The organism is Sulfurimonas sp., assembly GCF_028713515.1.
Taxonomy (GTDB): domain Bacteria; phylum Campylobacterota; class Campylobacteria; order Campylobacterales; family Sulfurimonadaceae; genus Sulfurimonas.
The window spans coordinates 140066-160357 of record NZ_JAQTOD010000002.1 but is presented as its reverse complement, the minus strand read 5'-3'; the positions used below and the strand labels follow the sequence as shown (position 1 = coordinate 160357).

The following is a 20292-nucleotide window of genomic DNA, read 5'->3' as shown; positions in this document are numbered from 1 at the left end:
ATGGAAACAGCATATTTAATTGAGACGGTTATAAAAATCGTCGTGATTTTACTCATTTTTTCTGCATTAGCGGGAATTGGAACTTACTTTGAGAGAAAAATTCTTGCATTTATGCAACGCCGACTAGGACCTATGAATGTTGGACCTTTTGGACTTCTTCAAGTTGCAGCGGACGGTATAAAACTCTTTACAAAAGAGGATATTATCCCTACTAATGTAGTGGCAAATGTGTTTAAAATCGCACCTGTTATTACTGCAGCAACGGCATTTATGGCAGCAGCGGCAATACCGTTTTTGCCATCATTTACACTCTTTGGGTATGAAGTTCATCCGATTGTAGCAGATATAAATATCGGTATTTTGTATATTTTGGGAATTATGGGAGTCGGACTTTATGGACCGCTTCTAGGTGGTATGGCTTCTGCAAATAAGTTTTCTCTGCTCTCAGCGGCGCGTGGTGCAGCTGTTTTTATCTCTTACGAGGTTGTAACTGGTCTCTCTATTTTAGCTCCAATTATGATGGTTGGTTCACTATCGCTTATCGACTTTAATAACTACCAGTCAGGTGGTATAACAAGTTGGTTAGTTTGGTCACAACCAGTTGCATTTGTGCTTTTTTGGATAGCGGCATTTGCTGAAACTGGAAGAACACCATTCCACTTAATAGCAAATGACCATGAGATTATTGATGGATTTGGAACTGAGTATTCTGGTATGAGATGGGGGCTTTTCTTTATCGGTGAGTACGCAAATATGTTCTTTATATCTTTTGTTATTCCTCTTCTTTTCTTGGGTGGATATGGTGATGGAAGCTTTTTAGGAGCAATCGGACTACTCGCTAAAGTTGCATTTTTCTTCTTCTTTTTCTTATGGACAAGAGCAGCTTGGCCAGATATTAGACCAGATCAACTTATGTGGTTGTGTTGGAAAGTTTTAATGCCAATAGCAGTACTAAACATACTTATAACTGCTATCGTAATGATGTAAGGAGTAAGTATGCACAATGAACATAATGAACATTTAAAAAACAGAAATGTAAGTGAATTGGATGTCAACTACTATATGGTGGACATCAAAGATTATCCGACTGATAGTTGGGGTAAGTTTAAAAGAGTGGTTCAAAGAAGTTTTAGAGGCGAGCTTTTTGTTGGTCTTTGGGTAGTTCTTCGCGAGATGATTAGATTTGATATCCATACAGTAAAGTATCCGGAAGAGAAGATGCCAATAGGACCTCGTTATAGAGCTGTTCATGAGATGAAGCGTCTTTGGGAGTCGGATACTGAGAGATGTATTGGATGTGGACTTTGTGAGAAAATCTGTATATCAAACTGTATCAGAATAGACACTAAAATAGATGAAAATTCTCGCAAAGAGGTTTCAGAATATAGCATAAATCTTGGTCGCTGCATCTTTTGTGGTTATTGTGCTGAGGTTTGTCCCGAGCTTGCCATCACACATGGTGGTGAGTATGAAAATGCAAGTGATCAAAGAGAGCACTTTATAATGTACCAAGATATGTTAACTCCGCTTGACACAATGAAAGCTGGAGCGCAGAGAGAGTTTGAAGGTTTTGGTGCCATTACACCACATGAAGATGAGCGTGTTAAAAAAACACCTCTAGCATACTAAGGAGTCGGAATATGTTTGAAGCTATAGCTTTTTATCTTTTTGCTTTTTTAACGATTGTGATGTTTTACATAACTGTAACAACATCTCAAGCGTTATACGCCTTGACGGCATTAGCGGCAGGAATGATTTTTATATCAGCATTTTTCTTTATTTTAGGTGCTGATTTTTTAGGTGCGGTTCAAATCGTTGTTTACTCTGGTGCTGTCATGGCTCTTTATGCTTTTGGTATGATGTTTTTTGATACAACAAGAGAGGTTAAAGAGAAGCAGGGCAATAAATATATTGTTGTGGGATTAAGCGCATTGTCTGCTATTTTAGTTGTTGCAATTTTTGCGGCTCCTATGGTAAGTGAAAATATCACTGCAATATATCCAGTAGTTGATGGCATAGGAAACACTCAAGCCGTAGGTATGGTTCTTTTTACAAAGTATCTTGTTCCATTTGAAGTAGCTGCCATAATGCTACTTGTTGCCATGATTGCAGGAATCGTTCTTGCTGGTAAAAAAATGGACAGATCACTTACAACTATGGAAGAAGATGAGATTAAAACACTAAGAGAAAAAAACATAAAGGTTCACTCATGATGCAAATTGGACTAAATCACTATCTTGTACTCTCGACTATACTCTTTAGCATAGGCTTAATTGGTGTTATGAGAAGAAAAAATCTTTTAATGCTATTTTTTGCAACCGAGATACTTCTCAACTCTGTAAACATCTCTTTTGCTGCTATTTCTCACTACTATGGTGATTTAACAGGGCAAATGTTTGCATTTTTCGTGATTGCAATTGCTGCATCCGAAGTTGCTGTTGGACTTGGATTGTTAATTGTTTGGCATAAAAAACATAACAATATTGACCTTGACTTTATGTCAACGATGAGAGGATAAAAGATGGAGTTATTTTTATATACAGCACTATTTTCACCGCTTGTAGGTTCTTTGTTTGCTGCACTTTTTGGCGCATCTCCAAAAACAAAAATAGCAGGTATTATCCCAAGTGCATTGCTCGGATTGTCATTTATAAGCAGTTCGATACTTCTTGTTTCTATTTTGAGTGGCAATGGAGCTGTGCATGTAGAGATGATGACATGGATGAGCGCAGGAAATCTTTACATCCCTTTTGGATTTGTAGTTGATCAGGTAAGCGTAACTATGATGATGGTTGTAACTCTTGTTTCAACTGTTGTTCATGTGTATGCTATCGGCTATATGGACCATGACAAAGGATTCAATAGATTCTTCTCGTACCTTTCAGCTTTCGTTTTCTCAATGATGATTCTTGTTATGAGTGATAACTTTGCAGGACTCTTCATTGGTTGGGAAGGTGTAGGTCTTTGTTCATGGTTACTTATTGGCTTCTGGTACCACAAAGAGAGCGCTACTTGGGCTGCAAATGAGGCGTTTATTATGAATCGTATTGCTGACCTCGGAATGCTAATCGGTATTTTCCTTGTTTACTGGAATACAGGCACCCTTCAGTATGAACAAGCGTTCGCTGCAATGCCATCTTTAGAGAATGATGTTTTAACTTGGATGGGGGTATTCTTATTTATTGGTGCAATGGGTAAATCAGCACAATTCCCACTTCACACTTGGTTAGCTGATGCGATGGAGGGACCAACTCCAGTTTCTGCGCTTATTCATGCAGCAACTATGGTTACGGCAGGTGTTTACCTTGTCGTCCGTGCACATCCTCTTTATCATCTGATTCCTAATATTGGGATATTTATAGCATCTTTGGGAGCTTTTGTTGCTCTATTTGCCGCTTCAATGGCGCTTGTGAACCGTGACATGAAACGCGTTATCGCTTACTCTACACTCTCACAACTAGGCTATATGTTTGTAGCTGCTGGTTTGGGTGCTTATTGGGTTGCACTTTTTCACTTGATGGCTCACGCATTCTTTAAAGCGCTTCTTTTCTTGGGCGCTGGTAATGTTATGCACGCTATGCACGATGAGCTAGATCCATTTAAAATGGGTGGATTAAATAAGGCGATGAAGGGTACATTTATAATGATGACTATCGCTTCTGTTGCTCTTGCTGGTATCTATCCATTAGCTGGATTCTTCTCAAAAGACCTTATTTTAGAGGTTGCGTTTGTTGAAAATCACTATATTATCTATACAGTTTTACTATTTACTGCAGGTTTAACCGCATTCTACTCATTTAGACTTGTTGCGCTTATTTTCCATGGTGAAGAGAGATACAAGTTGTTTGGAATTCACCCACATGAGGCATATAAGTTTATGTTAATCGCTATGAGCCCACTTCTTTTCTTGGCGGTTATTGCAGGGTCGTTCAAGATGACATATTTTGAAATGGTAACACAGGTTCTGCCAGCGAGCGAATACCATGTTCACTCATCACTAACTTTTTGGATTATGACAATCGGAACTCAACTTTTTGTAGCAGCTGCTATTCTTTTTGCATACAAAAAATACACAAGAAGAGATATAAAAGTTCCTGATGGAACGAGTAAAATGGAAAACAGTTTTGCATATAAGCTCTTAATCAACCAATACTACATACCTTTTGCGTATCAAGAGTATGTTGTAAAACCGTATAGAGAAGTTTCATCACTGTTCTGGACGCATGTTGACCAAAAAATCGTTGATGCAACCGTTGATGGAATTGCTCACACATTCTACAAAATTGGTGAAGAGACAAGGGATATGCAAAGTGGTAACCTCTCTATAATGCTTAAATGGATGGTAGCCGGAACCGTTGCTTTGCTATCATTAGCTGTGGTTTTTGGACTTTCAGTTAAATATGCTACAGAGATAAAACTATTTCTTTCAGGTTTAGGAGTTTAATAGATGGTAGAACATATTTTATCAATTCTGATTTTCTTTCCAGCGCTCGCAGCAGTGCTTGGATTTGTTGTTCATAAAGATAGCGTTCGTTCGTATGGTGTAGCCGTTGCTACTATAGAATTTATGTTGTCAATGTGGCTTTGGCTTGTTTTTGACCCAACACTCTCAGGTATGCAGTTTGTAGAGCAGATAGCTCTTGTTCCAACATTTGGTATAAATTATATTGTTGGTGTTGATGGTATTTCACTCTTTATTGTAATTCTAGCAGCGTTTTTTACAATGCTCGGTATTGCATCTTTGGGTGAGACAAAAAATATTAAAAATATGATTATCACACTGCTGTTTTTACAGATGACTATGGTTGGTGTATTTTTAGCACTTGATGCAATTGTATTTTATGTTTTTTGGGAACTCTCACTTGTTCCAATGTTATACCTAATCGGTGCATGGGGCGGACCTCTAAGAATTTACGCTTCTGTTAAGTTCTTTTTATACACATTTACAGGTTCGCTTGTGATGTTAGTTGGTATGCTCTTTATGGCTTACTTATATCATAGAACTACAGGAAATTGGAGCTTCTCTATCTTAGAGTGGTATAGATTACAGCTTCCATTTGAGTATCAGATTTGGTTATTTTTGGCATTTTTTGTTGGTTTTGCTATCAAAGTACCAATGTTTCCATTTCATACATGGTTGCCATACGCTCACGGTCAAGCACCAACCATCGGTTCTGTAATACTTGCAGCGATACTTCTAAAAATGGGTACTTATGCGTTTATTCGTTTCTCTTTACCACTGTTTCCAGATGCGTCAGTTTACTTTATGTATCCAATCGCGGTTTTAGCGATTATTATGATTATATACACAGCAATGGTAGCTTATGCTCAAAAAGATATTAAGCAGGTTGTTGCTTACTCTTCTGTTTCACACATGGGTGTTATTGTTCTTGGTACTTTTGCTCTAAATGTTGAGGGAATTACAGGTTCGATTTTCTTGATGATAGCACATGGTGTTGTTTCTGGTGCTCTGTTCTTGCTTGTTGGTGTTATTTATGACAGAAGACACACTAAGCTTATGAGTGAGTTTGGCGGTCTTGCTTCTGTTATGCCACGATATGCAACTATCTTTGGAATTATGATGATGGCTTCAGTTGGGCTTCCGCTGACAATTAACTTTGTTGGTGAGTTTATGAGTCTTTTAGGTTTCTATAAACAGTCACATATCTTAACGCTTCTTGCAGGAGTTGCAATTATAGTTGGTGCTATCTATATGTTAACTGCTTACAAAAAGATGTTCTTTGGAGTAGTTACAAAAGATGAAAACAGAAATCTTCCAGATGTAAATAAAACGGAACTGTTGGCACTTATTCCACTTGCTATTGTAACTGTATGGCTAGGAGTTTATCCTAAAGTATTGCTTGAGCCTATAAGCACAAGCGTTAAGCCTCTTGTTGAGTTTATGCACGAAAAAGCTATAACAGCAGAAGCAAAAGCAAGAATTTCTACAATGGCAGTAAAAGTAGATAACACTAAAATTCCAACAGGGGAGGCGCACTAATGTTATCGCCAATAAATGTTTCAATTGGGTCACTAAACCTAATTACACTTGCTCCAATGATCCTTCCTATAGTTGGTGCTCTTTTTATCCTTATTATAGATATGTTTAAGAGTGGATTAGATAAATCTATGTTTGTAATGCTAAGCCTTTTGGTTTTAGGAATTGACTTTGCACTCTTAATAGAATCAGCTGGTATGTTCAGAGCAAATGGCACTATTATGGGTGTTTTTGATGTAATGCTTGTAGATGGTTTAGCTATCTTATCTCAGTTTATTATTGTTATAGCCTCTATGCTTTTTATACCACTTGCACTTAGTCAAAAAAGATTTCATGAGTTTTCATACCCTGAATTTTTTGCACTATTTCTGTTTATGATTGCAGGTTTCCAGTTTATGGTTGCAACCGATAATCTGATTCTAATCTTTGTAGGATTAGAGACGGCGTCATTGGCTCTATATACACTTATTGCAATGCACAACCGTGACAAATCGTTTGAAGCGGCTGTTAAGTATTTTACAATGGGCGCATTGGCGGCCGGTTTTTATAGCTTTGGTTCAATGGTATTTTACGCACTTACGGGCTCTATCGAAATTAACCAAATCGCTACTGTTCTGGCTGGAAACAACTATGCAGACATTGGATTTGTTTTGGTTGGAGTTGTGTTTTTACTTGCCTCTTTTGGCTTCAAGCTCTCAATGGTTCCATTTCATACATGGACGCCAGATGTTTATGAGGGTTCATCTGCGGCATTAGCTGGATATATGTCAATCGTTCCAAAAATAGCAGCATTTGTGGTTGCTATGAGACTTTTTGAGTTTTTAATCCATAGCGGTGTAGTCTGGCTAGAGGCTGTTTTGTATATTCTCGTGATAGTTACAATGACTATGGCAAACATCTGGGCACTTGTTCAAACAGATGTAAAAAGGATGTTGGCATACAGTTCAATCTCGCATGCTGGTTTTGTAATGGCGGCTATTTTGATAGGCACGACTCAGTCGAATAGTGCTCTATTTTTATATTGGGTTCTGTTTAGTTTTACTAATCTTGGTGCATTTTCAATGCTTTGGATTTCTCGTCAAAAGAACCTTCTACCAGGGCAAAGTTCTGACCATACATTTGAGAAGTTTGCAGGTTTGGTAAAAATATCTCCTGTTGCGGCTTCTATTATGGCGCTATTCATGCTAAGTTTGGCAGGGATTCCACCATTTAGCCTTTTCTGGGGCAAACTCTATATGATAGGCTCTGCAGTATCCGCTGGGTACACAGTATTGGCGTTGGCAATGGCGCTAAACTCCGCAATCGCAGGCTACTACTATATAAAGCTCATAGTATATATGTTTATGAAAGACCCTGTTGTAGGGTATAGAGGAGATGTTAGCTCAATAAATGCAACTATGTCTTTAAGGGTTATTATCGGTATCGCAACGGTAGGAACTATTTTTGTCTTTTTAGCACTAAATCCGCTGTTAGAATTTATAACATCTTTTGTTTACAATAGCGGTTACTAATAGCTTATGCTACACACTAAAACGAATAAGTCCATTTTTTTAAGGAAACTTCGTTTTGTGGGAGAGACTCTCATTTCTTCCAACCCCTTAAAGCTATAAAAATGAATTTTCAAGAATTAAGAGAAGAGGGAGAGATAATTTGTTAAAAACAGTTCTCTTTGCTTTAGTTAGTATATTTAACTACTCTCTTTTTGCACTCGAGATATCAATCCAAGGCGCAAAAGAGGAGCATCAATCATACTCGACTCTACATATAAAAAATGAAGATAAGTTTTCATGCGAAGATCAAAAAAATGAGTTTGGCACAACAACGGAAATAACCTGCACAATATTGAAAGTACCACCAAGAAAATTAAGAGATATAACAAATACTCACTTCAGAATAAAAACAGAGATAAGTAAAAAAACATTTATTATAACAATAAAACCACTTCAAAAAATGAAACTCTACCCCATGATTTTTGACTTAACAAAAGAGGACACTGTTTTTAACTCTAAAATAAAAACAGCTAAAGAGTGGATAGTCATAGGATATCAAGAGAATATACCATTTATGAAAGAGAGTAAAAAAAGTGATACTTCTATTGATTTTCCCTTTACTCTGATGGCAGACAAACTCCCATATGTAGGAAGTTTGGATTTTAATGGGAACCCTGTTTATATAAAAAGAGTCGGGGATGTTAAAGAGTATATCAAGATAAAAAAACTATATGCAGACAAAGAGTATGAAAATTGTCTTGATATGATAAATGGCGTAATGAAAGAGTATCCAGGCTCTTTGTTTAACGCAGAACTTATGTTTTACAAGATTAGAGTAAACGCTAAGCTAGAGAGATATGAGAGTGTAATAGAGGCTTCAAAAGTTTACTTAAGAGAGTTCTCATCAGACGAGAATGTGCCAGAAGTTCTCTCTTTGGTGGCAAGAGCCTATTTTAAAGCGGGTGCAATCTCTGATGCTGATTACTTTTTCGATAGACTCTTTAGCGAACATGATGACTCAGAGTATGCAGAGTGGGGTTACATCTATAAAGCAGAGATGCTAGAGTCCTCTGGTGCATCTATGAAAGCAATCTCAATATATAAAAATCTATTGAGCAAGACAAAAAGTGTTGAGATAGGCAGCGAAGTAACATTTAGAATGATTCGTAACTTCGCTGGCGCATCAAAGTATAAAGAAGCAGCTCCATTTGTGCAAAAACTTGCAAACGCAACTCCTAAACACTTTGCATTGAATTTAGCACAATCTATAGATATAATGAATGGTTTTGCTGAAAGAGGAGATTATATAAGCGCATCAACAATCTCAAAATCATTAATAGATAATATTGATACAAAAGATGACAACTATGAGTCGCTGCTGGCTAGCAGTGGAGTTTGGTTAAGTAAAACAGAGCAAAAAAAAGAAGCTCTTGTTATGCTCAATAGATATCTAAAAAGTTATAGTGATGGGACTTATACAAAAGAGGTGCAGACAATAAAAGATTCTCTATTTTTTGATCTGGATGACTCAAATAATAGCACAAAAATGTCCACATACGACAAGCTAATGTCAGAATACAATAAGGACAGCATAGGTGATAGGGCCGTATATGAAAAGGCAAAACTTCTAAATAAAAACAGAAGATTTGATGAAACTCTTGCTTTAGAAAATAGAGTTTTAACGCTCAACAAAGAGCATTTTAAAGATACCGGCCAGATAATAATTGATGCAGCAATAGGGGCCATGAAGCAGTCCCTAGGTAAAAAAGAGTGTAACCGCGTACTGACTCTCTCAACAAAATATAAAATCCAACTCTCAAATGAGTGGGATGATGGAGTTTATGAGTGTGCCATGAAAGGTGCAGACTACACGCTTGCAAAAAAAGTCGCAAATAAAAATCTAAAATCAAAAGATTTGGAGCTACGAAAACTTTGGCTTTATAGATACATGAAGATTGATTTTGCAACTGGAAACTACAGTAATGTGCTTGAGGCCTCGAAAGAGATAGTAACTCTTACAAAAGGTGATAAGAACTCAAAGTACAAAGATGTTTATAGATATATATTTGATACCTACCAGAGACTAGAAGATAGCAACAAGATGATTAACGCCATTGCTGATATAGAGAGAGTTTATGGGCAAGACTATCTAGATATAGACAGATATGTGGCACTCTTAAGTGCAGGAAGCGTTAAGAGAGATAATAACTTAGTCATTAGATATGGCGAGCAGATTATGAAGATACAAGCATCATCAAAATCAAATGCTCAAAGTCCATTTGCAGAGTTTGCTCTCTATCAGGCATATGTTGAGAAAGAGAATAACAAAAGAGCGCTGGAGATTATAAAATCATTAGACGCCGTTAAGCTAAATAAAACTGATAGAGCAAGACAAAAGTATCTATTAGGAAGCATATATGACAAACTATGGAAAAATGATGATGCAAAAAAAGCCTATACCGACTCCATAAAAGCCGACCCAACTTCTGCATGGGCAAAGCTCTCTAGAGGCGCTAAAGAGATTTAGATGCTACCGTTTTAAGTGCTTAGCTAAAATGAATAAGGATTATTTTTTCAAGTTCTTCTAGCGGCGCAGAAACAACATCTTTAAACTGAGTTTTGTTAAAAGTTTGTTGCCTTTTTGCAAGTTGTGCTGTATGTGTAGAGATATTTTGAAGCATCTGCTCTTTTGTAACTTTTGCATCAAGGTACTCTAAAACTTCAACAATTCCAACAGAACCCATAGAGTGCGGTGCTCTTGTGTACTTTCGCTCTAGATGACAAACTTCATCCAAAAGTCCCATCCCTAACATTTTGGCACATCTTTTTTGTATTCTATCTCTAAGCACATCCCGCTCTACTTCAATGTTGTAGATGCTAAGATTTTCTATAGTTGGCTTTGGTGGATTTAGCCTAAACCACTCACTGGGACCCATTCCAGACCCCTCATAAATAACAAGAGCTTTTTCTACCCTATAACTATCATTTTTAGATATATTTCTCATATACTCAGCATCTATGGAGTACAAAAAGTTATAGCATTTCTCCAAATCAAGCAACTTTTTTTTCATATTTTCTGTTGCTTCAAACCCCATCTTTGGAACCTCAGAGAGACCCTCAAGAAGTGATTTAAGATAAAAAGCTGTTCCGCCAACGATGATGAGATTTTTTCCATCTCTTTTACAGATTGAGAGAACCTCTTTATATAAATTTATAAAAATATCAACACTAAAATACTCATCTGGTGCCAAAACATCAATGCCAAAATGAGGCACTTCACTAAGCTCCTTTTTTGAGGGTTTTGCGGAGACAATATCTATCTCTTTATAGATACTAAGTGAGTCGATAGAGAGGATATAAGCGTCTATTTTTTTTGCAACTTTAATCGCCAAATCACTCTTCCCAGAAGCAGTAGGACCAATTATGGCAAGTTGCTTTATTTCTGCATCCAATAACCACTCCTATTTTAAAAGAAGTCTATTTAATATTTGTTTCAATGTCAATTAAACAAGCGGATAAATCCACTATAAAATTAAATTAAATTAGAGTATAATTTTTGACTAAGTAAGTATAAGGTTAGGAGATGAAAATGGGAGCATATTTGCTTTTGGCTCTTATGTCGCTAACTCTTTTTGTGCACAATCTTGCTGCAGAAGAGATTTTTCATGTATCTCTTCCTCCTAATATTAAAGATACAAGTGAGCCTCTTTGCAGTAAATGTCATCCAGTTTTGTTTAAAGATGCTAAGGGAAGTTTGGCTCAAGAGATAAAGCACAACAGTGAAGAGCCAGATGCTTTATCTTTGGCTTGCATAAACTGCCATGATGGAAATACAGCAAATGAAGCCCCTATTAGTCTCTCAAACTCTCACTCTTCAGCAGAAAATAGATGCTATACAATAATTAAGAATCATCCAGTTTTACTTAAATATCCAAATGGAAAAAAAGATTTAAGATCCCTCTGGGAATCTTTGCCTGGAAAATGGATTGGGGCAACTGTAATCAATGATCTTCTTCGTGATGGAAAGATTGTTTGTGTAAGTTGCCATATTCCACACCATACTAGAAAAACTGGATATTTGCGCACGCTAAATAAAGATTCTTCTCTCTGCTTTGGATGCCATAAAAAATAAACATGCTCTTTTGTTTTTAAGGAAATTAATGAAAAAAATTCTATTACTACTATTTATTGCATTGATGCCTCTTTTGGCCATAGTTGATATAGCTCCACAAGAAGTCGGAGAAAGGCCTGGGTTTAGTGGCAATATCGCAGGTTCATATACTGGAAAAAGTGGTAATACCCAAAAGAACGAGTATGACTTTAGTGGCAAGATAGAGTACGATAACGAAAGCAATTTTTTGACATTTTTGCAGGGTTCATACGAGCTTACTGAGTCAAAAGGCGTGAAGATAGAAGATCAGAAATTTTTTCATTTTCGTTTTCTGCATAAGCTTAATAATGAATCACTCTACGGTGAGATATTTTCTCAATATAAACAGGATATTTTTAAAGATATTGATAATAGATGGCTTAATGGTGCAAATATAAGATGGCGTTTTGTGGATAGCTCCGAACTTGGAAAGCTTTACTTGGGCGCTGGTATTTTACTTGAAAATATTCAGTATGTAAACAGCCCAAACGACCCAGCTGGTACCGCAGTACAGCCAGATGAAAATTCACTGCGGGTTAACTCATATATGGCGTATAAGCATAATTTAAACCCAAGCACAAAACTTAGTATGATAGGTTATTATCAACCTAGTTTAGAGCAGGGTTCTGATTATTATGCATCCTTTACGGCAGAGCTTGAGCTTCGCATTATTAAAGAGATATATCTTAGTTTAATCTACAGACATGAGTATGATTCAAAGCCAGCAATTAGTGTAGAAAAGAGAGATACGATGACGAAAACATCAATAGTATGGAAATTTTAACAGTAAGTATTCAAACTATTTTTTTGCTATACTATGTGTAAATAAATATGCTTAGATTGGAGTTTTTATGGGTGCAAAACATGCTATGGCAACAGCTGAAATTATCAATAATGAAAGTACCGAAGAGATAGTTCACAACGATCGAAGAAAATCAAACGAAGAGAATAAGTTAGAAAATAAAAAAAATAGTAAAAAAGAGGAGAGAGTCTCTGTTTGGGTTAAAAAATCAATTATAGAGTATGAGAAAGAGCTTAAAAATTTACAAATTGAACTATTAAAACTTCAAAACCATGTAAAAGAGAAAGGTTTAAAAGTTTTAATGATTTTTGAGGGGCGTGATGCGGCAGGCAAAGGTGGGACAATAAAGCGAATTACTGAGCACCTGAATCCTCGTGGTGCCCGTATTGTTGCTCTTGAGAAGCCATCGGATGTTGAAAAGACACAATGGTATTTTCAGCGCTATACTAAACATCTCCCTGGTGCTGGCGAAATAGTTCTTTTTGATCGTAGTTGGTACAATCGCGGCGGGGTAGAGCCTGTTATGGGCTTTTGTAGCGAAGAAGAGCATCAAGAATTTTTAAATCATGTTGGTGAATTTGAGAGAATGCTTGTTAATTCTGGTATTATCTTTTTTAAATTTTATTTTTCCGTTTCTAAAAAAGAGCAAGCTGCTAGATTTAAGGGACGAAAAGTAGATCCACTAAAACAGTTCAAGCTCTCTCCTGTTGATGCGGCGTCACAAGATTTGTGGGAAAAATATACAGAAGCCAAACGCTCTATGCTTCGCGCTTCACACACTGGAACGGCACCTTGGATTATCATCCGCTCTGATGATAAGAAAAAAGCCCGTATTAACTGTATAAAGCATATTCTCTCAAACATTTCATATCCATCTAAAACAACATTAGATTTACATACATCAAGAAAAGTCCTTATCTGGGGAGATGAGGAGATTAAGCTTATGGAGCACGCGGCATCTGTTGATGAGAGTAAAAAAAGAAAGAAAAATAGATAAATAGTAGTGCTTAAATCAAACAATATTTTAGGTGATTTTTGGGGTGGAACTGCCTCAATGTTGGTTGCACTCCCATCCGCTATTGCTTTTGGAGTAGTTGTGTATGGGAGTATTGGTGGAAGTTATATCTCTTATAGTGCTATCGCTGGTATTTTAGGCGTAGCGGCACTTGGCATTATTATACCTCTTTTGGGTGGAACTAGTCGTCTAATCTCAGCTCCAAGTGCTCCTGCCGCAGCTGTTTTATCTGCCTTTGTTCTAGAGTCTGTGGCTCTTGGAATTGACTCATCTGTGATTTTTATCTCATTGATGCTTGTGGCACTTCTTGCTGGAATATTTCAGGTTTTATTTGGTTATGTTGGTTTGGGGCGACTGATTAAATATATCCCTTTTCCTGTTGTTAGTGGCTATTTGAGTGGCGTAGGTCTTTACATTATTGCATCTCAAATGCCAAAGTTTTTAGGGGTGCCTATAGAGTGGCATTTTCTGCGTAGCTTGCAGTCGCCTCAAATGTGGCAATGGCAGAGTATTGTTGTGGGTTTTGTCACCATGCTTACTATGCTTTATGGTCATAAAATACTCCGCACTATTCCTCCTGTAATTAGCGCTTTAACTACAGGTTTACTAACCTATTTTTCGCTTGCTATTTTTGACTCATCTCTCTTGCAACCCAACAACGCTTTTGTAATAGGCGAGCTTGGAGGAAGTGGTGGAATGGATTTTTTTGCTCTGTTTGTTGAGCGCTTTAGATCCATCTCTCTTATTACTTGGGATAATTTAATGCTTCTTATTTTCCCAGCACTAACACTGGCTACTCTGCTCTCAATAGACACTTTAAAGACTTGTATTGTTTTAGACTCAATGACTCACTCGTTTCATGACTCCAATAAAGAGTTGATTGCACAAGGCTCAGGCAATATTACAGCATCACTTATTGGTGGAATGCCCGGTTCTGGAACTATGGGGCCAACCATGATTAATCTCTCTAGTGGAGCCTCATCTAGCCTTTCGGCCTTTGTTGAGGGAGTAATGTCAATCGTTGTGTTTGTTCTGCTGGGCGCTTTTGTTGGATGGATTCCAGTAGCAACACTTGCAGGGATATTGATAGTTGTTGGCTTTAGGATGATTGATAAAAATAGTGCAAGACTTCTTCGTTCACAAAAAACAATTTTTGATTTTTTTATCATTATATCTGTTGCTATTACTGCGCTAAAAGTAAGTTTAATAGCGGCTACTGGAGTTGGCTTAGCGCTTGCAGCTGTTTTGTATATCATACAACAAATTGGTACTTCGATTGTATATCGCAAGCAAGATGGCAGTGAAGTAAAAAGTAAAATAGTGCGCTCAGAAGAAGAAGAGTCTTTCTTGAGTAAAAATAGTAGTGAATTTTCACTATATAAGCTTCATGGAGCACTTTTCTTTGGAACAGCAAACCAGCTTTATTTGGCATTAAAGCAAGACCTGCAACATAAAAAATATATTATTTTAGATATGAAGCGAGTTCAAAGTGTAGATTTAACTGCAGCCCATATTCTTCTGCAAATCAAAGATATACTTCATGATAGAGGAGGTTATTTATTGCTCTCAAGACTGCCTCATAAGCTTCCTACTGGAGATGATGTTGAGAATTATTTTAACCAAGTCGGTCTTCTTAAGCATCTAAGTCCCATTATGGTATTTGATGATTTGGACGATGCGATAGAGTGGGCCAAAGAGAGGATAATCAAGGAGCACACATTTGAGAAAAAAAATGAAACCATTCTTGAGCTTAGTGATTTTGAATTTTTTAAAGGACGCAATGAAGACACTATGATAGAAATTCAAAATATAGTTGAAGAGAAATCATTTCACAAAGGAGATATAGTGTATAAAGCTGGAGATTTAGATGGAGGTATATTTTTGATACGCAAAGGATCCATTCGTATAATGCTCCCATTCGATGATCAAAAGAGTGTTCATCTCAACACGCTGGGACAAGGAAACTTTTTTGGAGAATTCTCATTTTTAGAGGGCAGTCCACACTATACTACTTCTATTGCGACCACAGATACTCATCTTTTTATGATTTCGCGCAACGCTTTTAAAAAACTCTCAGTAGAACACAAAAAAGCATCTCTGCATTTTATGGACGCTTTAGCCACTGAGCTTGCAACACGACTTAGAGAAGCTCGTATGGAGCTCGGTGTAGAGTATGATGTCTAGAGAATTTTAAATTATTTTGACAGAAGGTAATTATCTACCTCTGCCACCACCGTTGCCCATTCCGCTGCCCATTCCAGCGCCTGAATTTTGGTTCATTCTTTTTGGCGTTCTATTTTCTGGACGCTTATTAAACTTCTCTTGTTGCTCTTTTGTCATCTCTTTTTGACGACTCATTAGCTCATCGTGAAGTTGATTTCGCTCTTGTTTGGAAGTTATTGTCCCTCGTTTTTCTAGTAGTTCATCAGTGCTCATCTGTTTAAAACGATTTTGGACCTCACTTTTAACTTGCTCTTGGGTAGTTGTAACAACTTCTGCTAAAACAACAGTAGAAGAGACAGCTAAAGCCAATAAAACAGTAGGTAGAATTTTCATGTAACACTCCTTAAGATAGTTTTGACTATTGTAATGTAAAAATGTTAAAAAATATCAATAATTTTAAATAAACACTGTTTTTTTATTTCTAGTATGAAAGTAATATAACTTTTGATTTTTTTAATCACATTCAATTATAGAATTTAAATCAACTTTGGCTAAAATAACAATAAACTACTTAACAAGGGCAATTTTGCAAGGATTTATCAAAAAACTTAGAGATTTAAACGAGTTGGTAATGTTTAAACACTCTATCTTTTCACTTCCATTTATCTTTATTGCAATGGTTGTTGCAAAGAATGGTTGGTTTGGTTTTACTCTTTTATTGCTAGGGATTTTAGCGGCAATCACTGCTAGAAACTTTGCTATGGGACTAAACAGATATGCCGACAGAGATATAGATGCTCAAAATCCACGAACCTCTTCAAGACCAAATGTTGATGGAAGACTAAGTGCTTTAACTATTTTAATTTTTAACTCGATAAACGCTATTGCTTTTATTGGCGTTGCTTACTTTATAAACCCTCTTGCCTTTTATCTAAGTTTTCCAATCCTTGTAGTTTTAGGGAGCTACTCATACTTTAAGAGATTTTCATCTTTAGCCCATATTATCCTAGGTGTATCGCTTGGATTAGCACCAATTGCTGGAGTTGTGGCGGTCCTCTCAGAGGTAACACCTTGGTCTGTAATGCTTAGTCTTGGCGTTGTTTTTTGGGTTGCGGGATTTGATTTGCTCTACTCACTTCAAGATATGGATTTTGATAGAGAAAAAGGACTGCATTCGATTCCATCAAAATATGGCGCGCGCATAACACTTCTTCTCTCATCCTTGTTCCACATCTCGACAATATTTTTCTGGGCCATGTTTGTTTGGATGGCAAATCTTGGGATTTTTGCATACACTGCGGTTATTCTTAGCGCTATTATGTTGAGTTATGAGCACTATCTTGTTAGAAAAGATTTCACAAAGATAGATCGTGCTTTTTTTACTGTAAATGGCTATCTTGGGATAGTTTTTTTTATTTTAATAATTATAGATAGGATGGTTTCATGAATATTCATTTGGTTGAAGCACCCGTTGGCTTGCTTTTTAGTGAAGTTAGTGTAAATGAAGATGAGTACTTGAAAGAGTATCATCACTTAAACGATAGCGAAAACAACGCGATATCGCATTGGTTAAGACAAGCAAGGGCAAAAGGAGATACAACAGAAACGGATCCAGTTTTGCTTAATCTTATCCTTGAACTTCATAGAAAAGTTGATTCTTTAGAGAGATTTTTAAAAAATGAAGAGCCAAAAAGAGTGCCACTAGCAAAATCAACAACAATAGAATCTATTGGATTTGAACACTTCAAAATAAAAGAGGATATTTTTAAAGAGGGTGTGAGCTACTACGGCAGAGTGGATATGCCAACTTATCCAAAAAGAGATATAGCTATTTTCTTCGTAGCTATGGACAAATCCCTTGCAAAAATAACTAAAATACATGACGGAGATGAGAGAGAGTGGAGTGCTTATCTTACATCAAGAGAGAGAGCTCTTATTCGTGAAGCAAAAGAGAACTTAAGATGAATATAGCTGTTGGAGCAGAGCACCTTATAGTTGTTATGTCGGCTATAATTTTGTATCTTATCTACTATGTCTATACAAAAGATTCAGAATATAGCAAAAATATCCGCACAGTTGCATCACTAACAGAAGAGTTAAATAGAGAAATATTCTATCTAAAGAAAAAAGTAACAGAGACGCAGGAGAGCATAAAAATAGGTTCTGGACGAATGAGCGATGAAGATATTTATCAAGAGGTTGAGAGAACTGTTTATGATATGGTAAAGCCTCTTGCAGTTGGACTAAAACGCCTAGAAGATAGTGTTCTTAAGATTGATGAGCAGATTGAATCAAGAATCTCATCTTTAGAGAGTGGTGTTAAGCAGATATCATTTCCAACTTCTATACATGCAAAAGATGATGAAAAAGTTATCTCACTCTTTAAGAGAGGTATTGATCTTGACAGCATCTCAAGAGAGCTTCATATATCCAAAGCAGAAGTTGAATTTGTGCTAAAAATAAATAAGATTAAGTAACAGCAGTGGCGGATAGAAAGCTCTTTGCGTTAGTTTGTGTCTTGATTGGCATAAGTGTTCTCTTGACATACTCCCTAAGCGTATATTTTACAATTTTTAGTGGAGTTGGTGAGTTTCACTTTGCTATTAGACAGTTTATTTTTGGGACTATAAGTATTTTTATAATGTGGTCTTTAGCCCAAGGTGACCCAGATAGACATCTCTCCCCTGTCGGCTTTACACTTTTTATAGGCTCTGCATTTCTTATGATTATAATGCCATTTTTGCCAGATTTTTTGGTTACGGCAGTTGGTGGAGCAAAGAGATGGATAAAAGTTTTTGGATTCTCACTCGCACCAGTTGAGTTTTTTAAGGTTGGGTTTGTTTACTTTTTAGCATGGAGTTTCTCAAGAAAACTTGGCCACCACGGCGATATGGGAATAAAAGAGGAGTTTATAAGATTTGCTCCATATGGAATCGTTTTTATTGGCGCTATGTTTGTTATAGCATTTGTTCAAAACGATTTAGGTCAAGTTGTTGTTCTTGGGCTTACTCTTTTGTTTATGCTTATGTTTGCAGGAAGCAGTTTTAGATTTTTCCTCTCACTCCTTTTGGGTGCGCTCCTCTTTTTCCTATTTTTTATCTTCACAGCAGAACATAGAATATTACGCATAAAATCATGGTGGGCATTGGCGCAAAATAGCGTCTTAGATATGCTTCCGGCGCGATTAGCAACCGCACTTAGGGTTCCGACAGAAGTTGAACCTTATCAGATTGGACACTCGCTAAATGCTATCCATAATGGAGGACTCTTTGGTACTGGTGTTGCAAATGGAACCTTTAAGCTTGGATTTTTAAGTGAGGTTCACACAGACTTTGTTTTAGCAGGTTTGGCTGAAGAGTTTGGTTTTATGGGGATTTTATTTGTAACGCTTCTTTTTATGTGGATGTTGCAGAGGATTTTTAAAATTGCAAACCGTACAAGAAGTACATCAACATACCTTTTTAGCATAGGCATTGGACTTCTTTTAGCATTTGCATTTCTAGTAAATGCTTATGGTATAAGCGGAATTACTCCAATTAAAGGTATTTCTGTTCCATTTTTAAGTTATGGAGGCTCAGCTGTTATGGCGGCGTCTTTTGGGATAGGGATGATTTTGATGGCTTCAAAAAAAGCGAAAATGGAGTAATTTTACATGAAGTTATGTATAACGGGCGGCGGAACTGGTGGACATTTGGCAGTCGCAGAAGCTCTTGCTAACGCTGCTGTTGAAAATGGACTTGAGGTGATTTTTATAGGCTCAACAAGTGGACAAGATAGAGACTACTTTGGTTCTCACAACTCATTTGCGCACACCTATTTTTTGAATACTACGGGCGTTGTAAACCAAAGGGGCTTTGCTAAAGTAAAAGCACTTTGGAGAGTCATAAAAGCTTTTTTTATCTCAAGAAAACTTCTAAAAAAACATGGCATAGGAGCCACTTACAGCGTTGGTGGCTTTTCTGCAGCACCCGCATCTTTTGCTTCCATTAGCAGAGGAATCCCACTGTTTATACATGAACAAAATGCGGTTGAGGGGAGGCTAAATTCACTTTTAAAACCTTTTAGTAAAAGATTTATAAGTGCATATGATGAAAGTTCGCCAATCAAAGGTTACCCAGTAAAAGAGGATTTTTTTGAGCTCGCTAGAGTAAGGCAAGAGATAAAAACGGTTATATTTCTTGGAGGCTCTTTGGGGGCAAAAAGTATAAATAATTTGGCTTTGAGTGTTGCAGTAGAGCTTAAAGATTTAGAGATTAAGATTATCCATCAAACAGGCAAAATAGACTTTGATAGAGTGAAAAAAGCGTATGATGAGCTTGGTGTTGAGGTTGAGCTATATGCCTTTACGAAAGAGATGCCACAGTTGATGTCAAAAGCTGATTTGGCGATTAGTCGCTCAGGTGCAAGCACTCTTTGGGAGCTTTGCGCAAATGCTTTGCCTGCTCTTTTTATCCCATATCCATATGCTGCGTCCGACCATCAATATTACAATGCAAGATTTATAGTCGATAACAATATGGGATGGTGCCAAAGAGAGGACTCAGATATAAGGTCACTTTTTATTTCACTTTTACATGAAAATCTTTCACAAAAAAGTATGGCACTTCAAGAACACTCAGAAAAAGCCGTAGCACAAAAGATGATTTTAGATCTCATTTCACAAGAGGAGTAGAT

19 protein-coding genes are annotated in these 20292 nt (G+C 36.9%); 17 read left to right on the top strand and 2 right to left on the bottom strand.

Going from position 1 to position 20292, the window contains the following annotated elements; translation table 11 throughout:
* The 8 genes from nuoH (at position 1) to PHV22_RS04915 (ending at position 10015) form a co-directional block, all read left to right on the top strand.
* A complete protein-coding gene (gene nuoH, locus PHV22_RS04950; protein WP_295022055.1) occupies positions 1–987 on the top strand; it encodes an NADH-quinone oxidoreductase subunit NuoH in 987 nt (328 codons plus the stop codon).
* A gap of 9 nt (positions 988–996) precedes the next feature.
* On the top strand, positions 997–1629 hold the full coding sequence (nuoI, locus tag PHV22_RS04945) for an NADH-quinone oxidoreductase subunit NuoI (RefSeq protein ID WP_295022057.1): 633 nt from the start codon (positions 997–999) through the stop codon (positions 1627–1629).
* A gap of 11 nt (positions 1630–1640) precedes the next feature.
* Positions 1641–2213, top strand: a complete 573-nt coding sequence (locus tag PHV22_RS04940) for an NADH-quinone oxidoreductase subunit J (RefSeq protein ID WP_295022058.1) — start codon at positions 1641–1643, stop codon at positions 2211–2213.
* Positions 2210–2518 (top strand): NADH-quinone oxidoreductase subunit NuoK, encoded by a 309-nt coding sequence (nuoK, locus tag PHV22_RS04935; RefSeq protein ID WP_295022059.1) that lies wholly within the window; start codon positions 2210–2212, stop codon positions 2516–2518. Before PHV22_RS04940 ends, nuoK begins: the two co-directional genes overlap by 4 nt.
* 3 nt (positions 2519–2521) lie before the next feature.
* A complete protein-coding gene (gene nuoL, locus PHV22_RS04930; protein ID WP_299946145.1) occupies positions 2522–4444 on the top strand; it encodes an NADH-quinone oxidoreductase subunit L in 1923 nt (640 codons plus the stop codon).
* A 3-nt stretch (positions 4445–4447) separates the two neighbouring features.
* Positions 4448–6001 (top strand): NADH-quinone oxidoreductase subunit M, encoded by a 1554-nt coding sequence (locus PHV22_RS04925; protein WP_299946142.1) that lies wholly within the window; start codon positions 4448–4450, stop codon positions 5999–6001.
* Positions 6001–7509, top strand: a complete 1509-nt coding sequence (gene nuoN, locus PHV22_RS04920; RefSeq protein ID WP_295022063.1) for an NADH-quinone oxidoreductase subunit NuoN — start codon at positions 6001–6003, stop codon at positions 7507–7509. Before PHV22_RS04925 ends, nuoN begins: the two co-directional genes overlap by 1 nt.
* A gap of 139 nt (positions 7510–7648) precedes the next feature.
* The gene (locus tag PHV22_RS04915) at positions 7649–10015 is read left to right on the top strand and encodes a flagellar protein (RefSeq protein WP_295022064.1); all 2367 of its coding nucleotides are present in this window, start codon (positions 7649–7651) and stop codon (positions 10013–10015) included.
* A gap of 19 nt (positions 10016–10034) precedes the next feature.
* On the opposite strand, the gene miaA is transcribed toward PHV22_RS04915, so the two are convergent.
* Positions 10035–10940 carry a tRNA (adenosine(37)-N6)-dimethylallyltransferase MiaA gene (gene miaA, locus PHV22_RS04910; RefSeq protein WP_295022066.1) on the bottom strand — a complete coding sequence of 302 codons (906 nt, stop codon included), beginning with the start codon at positions 10938–10940 and terminating at the stop codon, positions 10035–10037.
* Between the two features lie 131 nt (positions 10941–11071).
* Here miaA and PHV22_RS04905 point away from each other — a divergent pair, with 131 nt between their 5' ends.
* The 4 genes from PHV22_RS04905 to PHV22_RS04890 all read left to right on the top strand — a co-directional run bounded on the left by PHV22_RS04905 (position 11072) and on the right by PHV22_RS04890 (position 15639).
* A complete protein-coding gene (locus tag PHV22_RS04905; RefSeq protein ID WP_295022067.1) occupies positions 11072–11620 on the top strand; it encodes a cytochrome c3 family protein in 549 nt (182 codons plus the stop codon).
* A gap of 28 nt (positions 11621–11648) precedes the next feature.
* A complete protein-coding gene (locus tag PHV22_RS04900; RefSeq protein ID WP_295022069.1) occupies positions 11649–12422 on the top strand; it encodes a DUF481 domain-containing protein in 774 nt (257 codons plus the stop codon).
* Positions 12423–12489: 67 nt separating this feature from the next.
* The gene (gene ppk2, locus PHV22_RS04895; protein ID WP_295022071.1) at positions 12490–13437 is read left to right on the top strand and encodes a polyphosphate kinase 2; all 948 of its coding nucleotides are present in this window, start codon (positions 12490–12492) and stop codon (positions 13435–13437) included.
* Positions 13438–13443: 6 nt separating this feature from the next.
* On the top strand, positions 13444–15639 hold the full coding sequence (locus tag PHV22_RS04890) for a SulP family inorganic anion transporter (RefSeq protein ID WP_295022073.1): 2196 nt from the start codon (positions 13444–13446) through the stop codon (positions 15637–15639).
* A 30-nt stretch (positions 15640–15669) separates the two neighbouring features.
* Here PHV22_RS04890 and PHV22_RS04885 read toward each other — a convergent pair whose 3' ends face one another.
* The gene (locus PHV22_RS04885) at positions 15670–16011 is read right to left on the bottom strand and encodes a hypothetical protein (RefSeq protein WP_295022075.1); all 342 of its coding nucleotides are present in this window, start codon (positions 16009–16011) and stop codon (positions 15670–15672) included.
* Positions 16012–16204: 193 nt separating this feature from the next.
* Between PHV22_RS04885 and mqnP the strand changes: the two genes are divergently transcribed.
* The 5 genes from mqnP to murG are packed head-to-tail and all read left to right on the top strand — an operon-like array spanning position 16205 to position 20290.
* Positions 16205–17065, top strand: coding sequence for a menaquinone biosynthesis prenyltransferase MqnP (gene mqnP / locus PHV22_RS04880; RefSeq protein ID WP_295022345.1), 861 nt, complete (start codon positions 16205–16207; stop codon positions 17063–17065).
* Positions 17062–17583 carry a hypothetical protein gene (locus tag PHV22_RS04875; protein WP_295022077.1) on the top strand — a complete coding sequence of 174 codons (522 nt, stop codon included), beginning with the start codon at positions 17062–17064 and terminating at the stop codon, positions 17581–17583. Before mqnP ends, PHV22_RS04875 begins: the two co-directional genes overlap by 4 nt.
* The gene (locus PHV22_RS04870; RefSeq protein WP_295022079.1) at positions 17580–18095 is read left to right on the top strand and encodes a hypothetical protein; all 516 of its coding nucleotides are present in this window, start codon (positions 17580–17582) and stop codon (positions 18093–18095) included. The genes PHV22_RS04875 and PHV22_RS04870 overlap by 4 nt, the downstream gene beginning before the upstream one ends.
* A gap of 5 nt (positions 18096–18100) precedes the next feature.
* The gene (locus PHV22_RS04865) at positions 18101–19264 is read left to right on the top strand and encodes an FtsW/RodA/SpoVE family cell cycle protein (RefSeq protein WP_299946134.1); all 1164 of its coding nucleotides are present in this window, start codon (positions 18101–18103) and stop codon (positions 19262–19264) included.
* 6 nt (positions 19265–19270) lie between these two features.
* On the top strand, positions 19271–20290 hold the full coding sequence (gene murG, locus PHV22_RS04860; RefSeq protein WP_299946131.1) for an undecaprenyldiphospho-muramoylpentapeptide beta-N-acetylglucosaminyltransferase: 1020 nt from the start codon (positions 19271–19273) through the stop codon (positions 20288–20290).
* Positions 20291–20292: the final 2 nt, after the last annotated feature.